7 protein-coding genes are annotated in these 11,378 nt (G+C 73.4%); 4 read left to right on the top strand and 3 right to left on the bottom strand.

The genetic code is table 11. The annotated features are described in order from the left end of the window. Positions 1-498: 498 nt before the first annotated feature. From ACZ52R_RS16235 to ACZ52R_RS16220, 4 genes are all read left to right on the top strand, one after another. Positions 499-1,101, top strand: a complete 603-nt coding sequence (locus ACZ52R_RS16235; RefSeq protein WP_465621677.1) for a carbonic anhydrase — start codon at positions 499-501, stop codon at positions 1,099-1,101. A 148-nt stretch (positions 1,102-1,249) separates the two neighbouring features. Next, positions 1,250-2,737 carry a SulP family inorganic anion transporter gene (locus ACZ52R_RS16230; protein ID WP_465753623.1) on the top strand — a complete coding sequence of 496 codons (1,488 nt, stop codon included), beginning with the start codon at positions 1,250-1,252 and terminating at the stop codon, positions 2,735-2,737. A 412-nt stretch (positions 2,738-3,149) separates the two neighbouring features. Continuing rightward, complete coding sequence (locus ACZ52R_RS16225; RefSeq protein WP_465621681.1) at positions 3,150-4,181, top strand: LacI family DNA-binding transcriptional regulator; 1,032 nt, start codon at positions 3,150-3,152, stop codon at positions 4,179-4,181. Between the two features lie 380 nt (positions 4,182-4,561). Next, entirely contained in the window at positions 4,562-5,650 is a 1,089-nt protein-coding gene (locus ACZ52R_RS16220; RefSeq protein WP_465621683.1) for an aldose epimerase family protein, read from the top strand. A 71-nt stretch (positions 5,651-5,721) separates the two neighbouring features. On the opposite strand, the gene ACZ52R_RS16215 is transcribed toward ACZ52R_RS16220, so the two are convergent. From ACZ52R_RS16215 to ACZ52R_RS16205, 3 genes are all read right to left on the bottom strand, one after another. After that, positions 5,722-7,839 (bottom strand): beta-galactosidase, encoded by a 2,118-nt coding sequence (locus tag ACZ52R_RS16215; RefSeq protein ID WP_465753622.1) that lies wholly within the window; start codon positions 7,837-7,839, stop codon positions 5,722-5,724. A 287-nt stretch (positions 7,840-8,126) separates the two neighbouring features. Continuing rightward, positions 8,127-10,112 (bottom strand): beta-galactosidase, encoded by a 1,986-nt coding sequence (locus tag ACZ52R_RS16210; RefSeq protein ID WP_465753621.1) that lies wholly within the window; start codon positions 10,110-10,112, stop codon positions 8,127-8,129. Positions 10,113-10,139: 27 nt separating this feature from the next. Beyond that, the gene (locus tag ACZ52R_RS16205; RefSeq protein WP_465621689.1) at positions 10,140-11,168 is read right to left on the bottom strand and encodes a LacI family DNA-binding transcriptional regulator; all 1,029 of its coding nucleotides are present in this window, start codon (positions 11,166-11,168) and stop codon (positions 10,140-10,142) included. Positions 11,169-11,378 lie beyond the last annotated feature (210 nt).

Genomic DNA, 11,378 nt, shown 5'->3' with positions numbered 1-11,378 from the left:
TTGCTTCGGCCCCGCTGACGCACACCCGTCTGGTCGGGGTGCGCGCCGGCGGTCGGCGGTGGGATCGGACGATCCGTGGGCGTGACGCCCTCGGTGTCGCCTGTCAGTTGCCGCCGTCGCGGGGGAGGTTGCCGCCCGTTCGGAAATTTTTCGGCCGAGCCGTGAGCGGGAGGCACGGGAGCACCTCCCGAGGGCGCGCGTCCGGGTGGCGGCTTTCCAGAGCGGAAGGCTCCCTGCCGTTCGAGGCAACAGGATGTTAACGAGATCGGCACAACTTGCGCCCGGAACGCGTCTTTACTCTTCTCATGGCCGTGCTTTACTCGCTCTTGACGCACCATCAGGCCGCCCGAGCGGCACCGATGGCGACGCGGCCCAGCGGCGTGCCGCGCCCGTCGTGCTGACGCACCCTTCCGCCTGGAACGCACGTTTCCGAGGCACCGCCCCGTCCATCGCTCCTCCGGCCGAAACCGCAGGGGTCACGAAGGAGGCACAAACCCCATGGATCCGCTCATCGACCGGGCCCGGGCCTTCCCGCAGCGCGCCGGCGACACCGGCCGGGAACTCACCGGCCTCGCCGCCGGCCAGGCACCCCAGGCCCTCTTCATCACCTGCTCGGACTCGCGCGTGGTGCCCGCGCTGATCACCAACGCCGACCCCGGCGACCTCTTCGAGCTCCGCACCGCCGGCAACATCGTCCCCGCCTACCGGGACGAGCTCGCCTCGGGCGAGGCCGCCACCATCGAGTACGCCGTCGAGGTGCTCGGCGTCCGCGACATCGTGGTCTGCGGCCACTCGCACTGCGGTGCCGTCGGCGCCGTGGTCCGCGGCGAGGACCTCAGCGTCGTTCCCGCCGTCCGTGCCTGGTTGCGCCAGGCCGACCGGGCCGACCTGGGCGCGGACGGCGCGGACGTGTTCGATCCCACGGTCGCCGGGCCCGTGCAGCGCCACGTCCTCACCCAGCTGGACCGGCTGCGCGGCTACCCGGCCGTCGCGCGGCGGCTGCGCGAGGGCGGGATCCGGCTGCACGGCTGGTTCTACGAGATCCACACCGGGCTGGTGCTCGCCCACCGGCCCGACAGCAACCTCTTCCTGCCGCTGTGAGTTCGCGTGAGTCCGCTGTGAAGCCGCTGCGAATCGGGGTGCCCCGTCGGTGATCCACGGCCCCCAGCCCAGCAAAGCCCGCGCCCCGCGGCGCCACCACCACCCTCCGGACCGACACCGTCCGCACCGCTACTCTCCCGAGGACCCGATGACCCGTCGTCCCGCCCTTCGGCTGAGCACTCTGCGCTCTGACCTCCCCGCTTCCATCGTCGTCTTCCTGGTCGCGCTCCCGCTCTGCGTGGGCGTCGCCGTCGCCTCCGGTGCACCGGCCGAACTCGGCCTGATCACCGGCATCGTGGGCGGCCTGGTGACCGGGCTGATGCCCGGCAGCAGCCTCCAGGTGTCCGGCCCCGCCGCTGGCCTGACCGTGCTGGTCTTCGCCGCCGTCCAGGAACACGGCCTCGCCACCCTCGGCGTCATCACCGCCGTGGCCGGCCTGCTCCAACTCGCCATGGGCGCGGCCCGACTCGGCCGACTGTTCCGGGCGATATCCGTCTCCGTCGTCCACGGCATGCTCGCCGGGATCGGTCTCGTCCTGATCGCCGGTCAGCTCTACGCCTTGGCAGACGCCAAGGGACCGGCCGACGGCCTCGCCAAACTGGCCGGCCTCCCGGGCCTGGCCGCCGATGTCGCCAGGAGCCCGCAGGCCCTCGCCGCCGCCGCGATCGGCGCCGCGACGGTGGCGGTCCTGCTGCTCTGGACGCGTCTGCCCGCCCGGGTCCGGAGGGTGCCCGCACCGCTCGCCGCCGTCGCCGCCGCGACGGCCGTCACCGCGCTGTTCGACCTGCCCGTCGCCCGGGTCCGGGTGGCCGGTCTCGCGGGGGTGGTCCACCTGCCCGGCGGCTCCGAACTCGCGGCGCTCGGCAGCCTCGGCGTCCTCGGCACGGCGCTCGCGTTCGCACTGATCGCCTCGGCCGAGAGCCTGTTCAGCGCCGCGGCCGTCGACCGCCTGCACGACGGCCCGCGCACGGACTACGACCGCGAGCTGCTCGCGCAGGGCGTCGGCAACACCGTCTGCGGAATCCTCGGCGCGCTCCCGATGACCGCCGTGATCGTCCGCAGTGCTGCCAACGTGCAGGCCGGCGCCCGCACCAAGGCCTCTCGGGTCCTGCACGGACTGTGGCTGCTGCTCTTCGCCGCACTGTTCCCGGCCGCGCTCTCCGCCATCCCGCTCGCCGCCCTGGCCGGCGTCCTGGTGCACGCCGGCGCCAAGCTGGTCCCGGTCCGCACGCTGCGCCCGCTCTGGCGGGCCGATCGCGGCGAAGCGGCGATCCTGACGGTCACCGCCCTGACCATCGTGGTGACCAACCTGCTCGAGGGCGTGCTGCTCGGCCTGCTCCTCGCGGTGCTCAAGAGTGCCTGGGACACCTCGCACCTCCACATCGCGGTCGTCGATCCGGCCGACGGTGCCGTGCGCGTGACCCTGCACGGCAACGCCACCTTCCTTCGGCTGCCCCGGCTGCTGGAGACCCTGGAGTCCCTGGAGGAACTGCCCGCCGACCGGCCCGTCCGGCTCGACCTCTCCGGCGTGCGCCACCTCGACCACGCCTGCCGCACCGCCCTGGAGCAGTGGCAGGAGCGCCACAACCGCAGCGGCTCCGCCGAGTTGGTCGGGCTCCCGGTAGCGGTGGCCTGACCGGTCCGGCGCCCGGGCGGTCGGCAGGTTTCCGCGCTCGGGGATCGCCCTGGCCCCGTCGGTTCCCGCCTTCCGCACCGGACTCCGGAACCTCTCTTGCGCGCAGAGGACCGCATGGAGAGAGGTCTGCGCGGAGAGGCGGGCGGAGGGGAGACCGCTCACCGATCCGATCCTGATCCGAACGCGCTGAGTGCCGAACCCCTCACCGCTCGCTGTCGCCGTGCGGGCAGCGGGACAGTGATCTCGGCATTCACCTCCGTGGCGCGGATGTGAGCGTTAACTTGGCAATGTAGACAGATGTGAGCACCCTGCGTGGCTGGTATGAAGGGAGCCGCCCTTTGAACCGAGGGTGACGAATTGGCCTGGACCTGGTCGCGTACTGTGGTCGACAGCGCCGAGGAGGGGACTGCGAGTGGGAACCGAGAGTGCCGGGACGGAACAGCGCCAGCCCGTGATGTCGGACGTGGCGAAGCTGGCGGGGGTGTCCCATCAGACGGTGTCCCGGGTGCTCAACGGTGCCCCGCACGTGCGGCCCGGCACCCGGGACCGGGTGCTGGCGGCCATACGGGAGCTGGACTACCGGCCCAACTCCGCCGCCCGCGCGCTGGTCACCCGTCGCTCGCAGACTCTCGGCGTGGTGAGCTTCGACTCGACGCTCTATGGCCCGGCCTCGATGCTGGACGGCATCGAGCGGGCCGCGCGCAGCGCCGGCTACTTCGTGAGCGTGGCCAGTCTGCGTTCCCTGGACGGCCGGTCGGTCCAGGAGGCCGTGGACCGGCTGCGCGACCAGGGCGTGGAGGGCGTCGTCGTGATCGCGCCGCAGACCTCCGCCGTCAGTGCGGTCGCTCGGCTCTCCAGCTCGGTGCCGATCGTGGCGGTCGGGTCCGGCAACCAGACCCGGGTGCCCATGGTGTCGGTGGGCAACCGCTTCGGTGCCGGGGAGGCCACCGGGCACCTGCTCGACCTGGGGCACCGTACCGTGCACCACCTGGCGGGGCCGGCCAACTGGGTGGAGAGCCAGGACCGCGAGGAGGGCTGGCGCCTCACGCTGCAGGCGGCCGGAGCCCCCGTGCCGGACGTGGAACGCGGCGACTGGAGCGCCCGCTCGGGCTACCAGGCGGGACTGCGGATCGCGCAACTCCCCGACGTCACCGCCGTCTTCTGCGCCAACGACCACATGGCCCTCGGCCTGCTGCGCGCCCTGCACGAGGCCGGCCGGTCGGTCCCCGACGAGATCAGCGTGGTGGGCTTCGACGACATCCCCGAGGCCGCCTACTTCATCCCGCCGCTGAGCACCGTGCGCCAGGACTTCGGCGAACTCGGCCGCCGCGCCCTGGAACTGCTCGTTGGGGAGTTGGAGAGCACCGCCCCCTCGCCGACCCATGCGCAGATCACCCCGGAGCTCGTGCTGCGCCGCAGCGCGGGCCCGGCCCTCCGACGGTGAACCGGTAGCCGATCCGCAGCGGCCCCGATCACCCGGATTGCGGGCTCCGGTCGCGGACCTGCCTTGACAGCATCTTTGTTAGCGCTAACAATCATCGTGAGCGTTGACGCCAACGCCCTTCCCACTCCGTCGGCCAGGCCACCGCATCCCGCTTCCGTTTGCCTGGCCGACGGCCACTCGTTCCGCCCTTCAGAGGGAGAGGTGGCGGAACGGAGCCTGTCGCCGGTGTGCTCTGCCCTGCCCCGGCCGACGACCGCACCGGCGACAGGCCACCCTGCAGACTCCCCACCAAGGACGAGGAAGTGATCGACGACCTCGCCTCATCCTGAACCCCTCATCCCGAACTCCTTTCCCGCACCCCGTTGAACGGAGAGCAGCCCGTGCCCAGAGACGTACTCGTCTCCCCCGGCGACCTGATGGTGGCCCAGGAGGTCGCCGGGGTCATGCCGGACGGCCGGCGCATCACCCGCTGGACGTTCGGCTCCCGGGCCGGGGTGACGGCGGAGGTGCTCAGCCTGGGCGCCCGCCTCCAAGCCCTGAACGCGCCGGACCGGGCCGGGCGGACGGCCAATGTGGTCCTCGGCGGCGGAAGCATCGAGGACCTGCTCGGCCAAGCGTCGTACCTCGGCGCGACCGTCGGCCGCTATGCCAACCGGATCGCGCGCGGTGTGTTGCCCCTCGACGGCGCGACGTACCGGCTGGCCACCCAGCTCACCGGGCACACCCTGCACGGTGGTCCGGACGGCTTCGCCACCCGCCTCTGGGACGGCGTTCCGGTCCGGGCGGACCGGCAGGTCGGCGTCCGTTTCCGCCTGCGCAGCCCCGCCGGGGACCAGGGGTTCCCGGGGGCCGTCACCGCCGAGGTGACGTACCTGCTCGATTCCGGTGGCGAGCTCTCGATCACCTACCAGGCGGCCACCGACGCGCCGACGGTCGTCAACCTCACCAACCACGCGTACTTCAACCTGGCCGGCGAGGGCCGCGGAACGGTGCTCGACCACCTGCTCCGCGTCGAGGCCGCCGGGTACCTCCCGGTGGACGGCGACCTGATCCCGCTCGGCCCGGTCGAGCCGGTCGCCGGCACTCCGTTCGACCTGCGCCGCGCCCGGCGGATCGGTACCTGCATCACTGCGGAGAACCCCCAACTCCTGGCGGCCGGAGGCGGGTTCGACCACAACTGGGTGCTCGGCGGCACGGGGTTCCGCCGGGCCGCCCTGCTGAGCCACCCGGTGAGCGGCCGGCACGTCGAGTGCCTGACCACGGAGCCGGGGCTCCAGGTCTACACCGGGAACCACTTCGACGGCTCGCTGACCGGTCGATCCGGCCGCCGGTACGCCGCGCACGCGGGCATCGCGTTGGAGACCCAGCACTTCCCGGACTCGCCCAACCGGCCCGACTACCCCTCCACCCTGCTGCGCCCGGGGGAGAAGTACCGGTCGAGGACGGTGTACCGCTTCTCGGCCCAGTAGTGGCGCGGCCGCCGAGCGGTGGAGGGGCGGTGGGCCCGGCGGGGCCCATCGCCCCTCCACCTTTTCCGTCCTCAGCCGGCGACGAAGACCCGCACATCCCAGGCGCCGAGGGAGACCGACCCGCCGACGGGCACCGAGGCGCCGCCCAGCACGTTGGTCAGGTCCACCGGGGCCTGGGCGCGGGTGGGCTGCCAACTCCAGTTGTGCACCACGTGGACGCGGCGCCCGTCCGGGGCCGTCCCGGTGGTCGCGGTGACGGACGCGGGCAGGTCACGCCAGCCACTGGCGGCGGCGGGGGCCAGCCAGGCGGCCAGCGTCCGGGCCAGGTCGCGTCCGGGCACCGTGCCCACGCAGGTCACCCGGCCGGCACCGTGGGCGCGGGTGGTGACGGCGGACCAGCGGCCGAAGTGCGGGTGGTCGTACCCGGCCAGCACGGTGGCATCGGTGGCGGTGAGGCCCTCCACCCACCGGGTCGCGGTCGTGCCCGACGGAAGCGCCAGCGCACTGCCGGGTACGGCGCGCAGCGGGAGGTCCGCGGGCAGGTTGCTGAACTCGTCGTACCAGGCGCCCGCGGCTGCCGTCAGGCGTGGCGGGGCGGTCTCGTGGCGGGCCCGGGCCTCGTGGTCGGCGTAGCCGGTGCGGGGGCCGAGCACGAGGTGGCCGCCGGCCTCGGCGTAGGCCGCGAACCAGTCCAGCAGCGAGTCCTCGGCGAGGTACAGCCCGGGGACGATCAGGACGGGGTGGCGCCGGGCGGCCACGTCGGGTGCCACGCCGTGGCGCTCCCCCCGGGCGTCGTGCAGCTGGCGGGCGTGCAGGATCCGCACCTGGCGGCCGGCCTCGAAGGCGCCGCGGTAGAACGGGTCGAAGACGCGGTGGTAGGAGGCCGGGTCGGGGCTGCCGTCCGGCTTCGCGAGGGGCGGGTACTTCTGCATCAGCCACTTGCTGGGCATCGAGTAGACCATGGTGATGTCGGCGTCCGGGTCGAGTCCGGCGACCAGCGCCCCCGCCGTCTCGAACTCGGCTCCCAGGCGGGCGAGTTCGGCGTACACCCGGCCGGGCCTGCCGCTGTGCGGCAGAATGCCGCCCCAGTACGTCTCGGCGCCGAAGCGCAGGGTGTGCCAGTGCCAGTACTCGATCATCCGCGCGCCGCGCGAGACCAGGGCCCAGGCGGCCTGCCGCCACTGGCCGTCGAAGGCCGGCCGGTTCTCCGAAGTGCCGCTGATGGCCTGGGCGTTGGTCTCGGTGACCAGGAACGGCTCCTGGCGGGAGGAGAAGATCCGGTCGGCGCTCTGGTACAGCGCCCACACGCCGGCGGTCTTCCACCACTGCTCGTGGTCCTCGGGCGTGGGGTCGGGCAGTGCGAGGGCGTCCTGCATGTCGTAGTACGGGTTGCCCGCGGTGACGTCCAGGGCGTCGGTGATCTCGTCGTCCTCCAGCGCCGGGTGGTTGTAGGCGAGGCAGGTGGTGACGAACTGGTCGGGCCGGGCGTACTCACGGGTGATGTCGGCCTGCCAGGCGACGAACTCGGTGGTCTGGCGGGCCTGGAACGCCCGCCAGGCGACGTCGTACTGCGGCTGCTGGTTGTCGTCGGGTCGCCACAGGTCGGCCCAGGTGGAGAGCCGGTGCGACCAGTAGACCAGGCCCCACTCCCGGTTGAGGGTCTCCACGTCGCCGTAGGTGTGCCGCAGGTGGTCGACGAAGCGCTGGAACACGCCGTGGTTGTGCGGCAGGCGCAGACCGGGCTCGTTGTCCACCTGGAAGCCGATGACGGCGGGGTGCGAGGCGTGGCGGGCGAGGATCGCCCGGGTGACGCGTTCGGCGTGGTGGCGGAAGGCGGGGTGGGAGAAGTCGGCCTCCTGGCGGGCTCCCCAGCCCATCGGCCGGCCGGTCGCCTGCTCGGTGACGATCTCCGGGTACTGCCGGGACAGCCACGGCGGCACGGCGTACGTGGGGGTGCCGAGGACGACGGAGATACCGCGCTCGTGGGCGCCGTCGAGCACCGGCGTCAGCCAGTCCAGCTCGAACCGGCCGCTCTCGGGCTCCCAGGTGGACCAGACGGACTCGCCGACCCGGATGACGGTGAACTTCGCCTCCGTCATCAGGTCGAGGTCTTCCTTGAGCCGCTCGTACGGCTGGTACTCGTGGTAGTAGGCCGCGCCGAACAGGACGCGCGGGGGCAGCGGGACCATGGGTTCACCTCGGGACGTGAGGAACTCCGGCCGCCGAGGGGCCGACGGCCGGGGTGGGGAGGGCGGGGTGGACAGGACGGGGCGGGCAGGACGGTTGATCAGGCGGTGGTGCCGGTCACCGTGTGCGTTGGCGTCGTACATGGGAACGAAGGCATGGCCGAACCGAGTTCGGCTCGCGGTCGCCCGGGCCGGTCTCCGGCTCCAGGGCGTCGTGGCCCCGGCGGATCGTCTCGCGTGGGTCGCTCAGGGACGCTTCCTCGGTGGGGCGGGGGAGACGCGGGGCGCGTTCAGCGCGCGCGCAGGACCGCGCAGCCGCCGGGGGCCAGTTCGTCGACGGTGCCGTCGGTGAGCAGGTCGTGGCCCGGCCGGGGCAGCGGCACGGCGTCGGAGCGGTGGTTGAGCAGCAGGTGCCAGCCCCGGCCGTCCGGGGCGTGCCGGGTGACGGCTTCGACGCCGGCCGGCAGGCCGGGCAGCTCCGGGACGACCCCGGCCTCCGCCAGCAGACGGCCGATCAGGGCGGCGTACCCGGGGTCGTCCAGGCGGGCGGAGAGGTACCAGCCCCGGCCGGAACCGAACCGGTGGCGGGTCAGGGCCGGGCTTCCGGCGAGCATGCCCTCGGTGTAGGCGGCGAGCGCCTCGGCGCCCTCGGTGCGCAGGGACTCGCTCCAGGAGGTGGCCGTCGAGCCGTCGGACAGCGCGATCTCCTCGCCCTTCCGCAGCGGACGGTGCTCCTCGACCCGGATGCCGAGGGCCTCGCGCAGCGGTGCGGCCGGGTAGCCGCCGAGCCGGGCGTGGAGGCGTGCGTCGACGGTGCCGCCGAAGTGCTGGACGAGCAGGGTGCCGCCGGCGGCGACGTAGCGGCGCAGGTTCTCGGCGCCCGCGTCGGTGAGCAGGAACAGGGCCGGGGCGAGGACGACCCGGTAGCGGCTCAGGTCGTGTTCGGGGTGGGCGAAGTCGACCGTCCGGCCGGCGTCCCACAGTGCCCGGTGGGCGCGGCGCAGTGCGGCGAGGTAGTCGAGCTCGCAGGACGGGAGCCCGTCGACGTTCATCGCCCACCAGGCGTCGGAGTCGTGCAGGACGGCGACCTCGGCCCGGACGGTGGAGCCGGCGAGTTCGCCGAGCCGGGCGATGGCCTCCCCGGTCGCCGTGACCTCGCGGAAGGTGCGGCTGTCCGGCCCGGCGTGCGGGACCATCGACGAGTGCCACTGCTCGGCGCCGGCCCGGGACTGGCGCCACTGGAAGAACAGGGCGCCCTCCGCGCCGCGGGCGATGTGGGCGAGCGAGTGGCGCAGGATCTCACCCGGTTCCTTGGCGAGCACGCGGCCGCCGGCGTAGACGGTGTTGGTGCCCTGTTCCATCAGCAGCCAGGGGGCGCCGCCGGCGAAGGAGCGGGCCCGGTCGGCGTCGAAGGCGGCCTGGGCGGCGGCGTCGATGCCGGGGGCGGTGGGGTAGTGGTTGACGGAGACCAGGTCGACCTCGCGGCCGAAGGCCCACAGGTCCAGGTTCTGGTAGCCGGGCAGCATGAGGTTGGTCGTCACCGGGCGGTCGCTGTGGGCGCGGATCGCGTCGCGCTGCTCGCGGTAGGCGGCGAGGGTCTCGTCGGACCAGAAGCGGCTGTAGTCCAGCGCCTGGCCGGGGTTCTTGTGCCACTGGGTGGCGCGCGGCGGCAGGATCTGCTCCCAGGAGCTGTAGCCCTGGCTCCAGAAGGCCGTCCCCCAGGCCTCGTTGAGGGCGTCGAGGGAGCCGTGGCGGGCGCGCAGCCAGACCCGGAAAGCGGCCGCGGCGTGGTCGCAGTAGCAGAGGGTCGCGTACTCGTTGTGCACGTGCCACAGGGCGAGCGCCGGGTGGTCGCCGTAGCGTTCGGCGAGGGCGCCGGCGATGCGGCGGGCGGCCCGGCGGTAGGCGGGCGCGGCGAGGCAGTAGGTGTCCCGGCTGCCGTGGGTCAGGCGGGCGCCGTCGGGGCGGACCGTCAGGGCGTCCGGGTGGGCCAGGCTGAACCAGGGCGGCGGGGAGGCGGTGGGGGTGGCCAGGTCGACGGCGACGCCGGCCGCGTGCAGCCGGTCGAGGTGGGCGTCGAGCCAGTCGAAGTCGTAGCGGCCCTCCTCGGGCTCCGTCAGGGCCCAGGAGAAGACGCCGACGGTGGCGAGGTTGACCCGCGCCCGGCGCATCAGCTCGTCGTCCTGCTTCCACACCTCCGCGTCCCACTGCTCGGGGCTGTAGTCCCCGCCGTAGGCGAGGCCGCCGAGGCGGTCGGTGAGCCGGCGGATGTCCATCTGGGAACCGTCCCTCTCGTCGTGGTGTCAACTTCGGTGCGGCGCCGGGGCGGTGCTTTCGCGGACCATCAGCTCCGGCGGCATCAGGAGGAGCCGGTCCTCCGGATCGTCGCCCGCGGCGCGCGCGGCGATCCTGGCCATGACCTGCTCGACGGCGACCTGCCCGAGGTCCTTCCGGGGGCTGGTCACGGAGGTGAGCCGGGGAGAGTGCTGCTCGGCCAGCGGGTCGGGGCAGATGGCGATGACGGAGGCGTCCTCCGGCACGGTTCGCCCGCCGGCGCGCAGCAGGCTCAGCAGCGGGCCGATCGCGGCCTCGTTCTGCACGACGAAGCCGGTGGTGTCCGGGCGGTCCGCGAGGATCCGGGCCAGGGTGCCGGCGGTGCTCTCGTAGGTGCCTTCGCACGGGCGGTGGAGGAAGCGCAGGCCGCGTCGTTCGGCGCGGGCGCGGAAGCCGGTCAGGGTGCGCTCGGCGTAGCCGGCGTGCCGTCGGTAGACGCCGCTGCTGTAACCGATGAAGGCGATGTCGCGGTGGCCGAGGTCGGCCAGGTGGTCGGCGCACAGGGCGCCGGCGGTGGCGAAGTCGTGGTCGACGCAGGAGAGTCCGGCGGGGTCGTCGGGCAGGCCGATGAGGGCGGCCGGGATGTCCTCGGCCCGCAGGACCGGGACGCGGTCGTCGTCCAGCCGCACGTCCATCAGGATGACGCCGTCGGCGAGTCCGGTGGCGGCGACCCGGCGGACGCCTTCGGGCCCTTCGTCGTTGGTGAGCAGCAGGACGTCGTAGCCGTGTTCGCGGGCCGCCACGGTGACCGCGATGGCGATCTCCATCATCGTGGGCACGTGCACCTCGGGGTGGAGCGGCACCACCAGGGCGATGATGTGCGAACGCTTGCCGGCCAGGGCCCGGGCACCCGCGTTGGGGTGGTAGCCGAGGTCCGTGATGGCCTGTTCGACGCGGATCCTGGTCTCGTCGGAGATCGGGCGCTTGCCGCTGAGGGCGTAGCTGACCGTGCTGGACGAGACGCCGGCGTGCCTGGCCACATCGGCGAGTGTCACCATCGCTCTGGTTCCTTCGTGTCGGTTCCGGTGGGGAGCGGTCCCGGCCGTGCGCCGGGGAGGTCCGCGCGGGACCGCTCCGGGTCCGTGGGGCCCGGCTGGCCCGGGCGGACGGCTCAGCCCTTGATCGCGCCGATGAGGACACCGGTACGCAGGTGCTTCTGCACGAACGGGTACACGATCACCAGTGGTACCAGGGTGAGGACCACGACC

This window comes from Kitasatospora sp. NPDC034023, from assembly GCF_055575795.1.
The sequence above is the reverse complement of the archived record's forward strand: the minus strand, read 5'-3'. Positions and strand labels throughout refer to the sequence as shown.

What these genes read in the sequence shown, in the direction of transcription:
- ACZ52R_RS16235 (WP_465621677.1), top strand. Translation starts at nt 499, where the DNA reads ATGGATCCGCTCATCGACCGGGCCCGGGCCTTCCCGCAGCGCGCCGGC.
- ACZ52R_RS16205 (WP_465621689.1), bottom strand. Translation starts at nt 11,168, where the DNA reads ATGGTGACACTCGCCGATGTGGCCAGGCACGCCGGCGTCTCGTCCAGC.
- ACZ52R_RS16210 (WP_465753621.1), bottom strand. Translation starts at nt 10,112, where the DNA reads ATGGACATCCGCCGGCTCACCGACCGCCTCGGCGGCCTCGCCTACGGC.
- ACZ52R_RS16215 (WP_465753622.1), bottom strand. Translation starts at nt 7,839, where the DNA reads ATGGTCCCGCTGCCCCCGCGCGTCCTGTTCGGCGCGGCCTACTACCAC.
- ACZ52R_RS16230 (WP_465753623.1), top strand. Translation starts at nt 1,250, where the DNA reads ATGACCCGTCGTCCCGCCCTTCGGCTGAGCACTCTGCGCTCTGACCTC.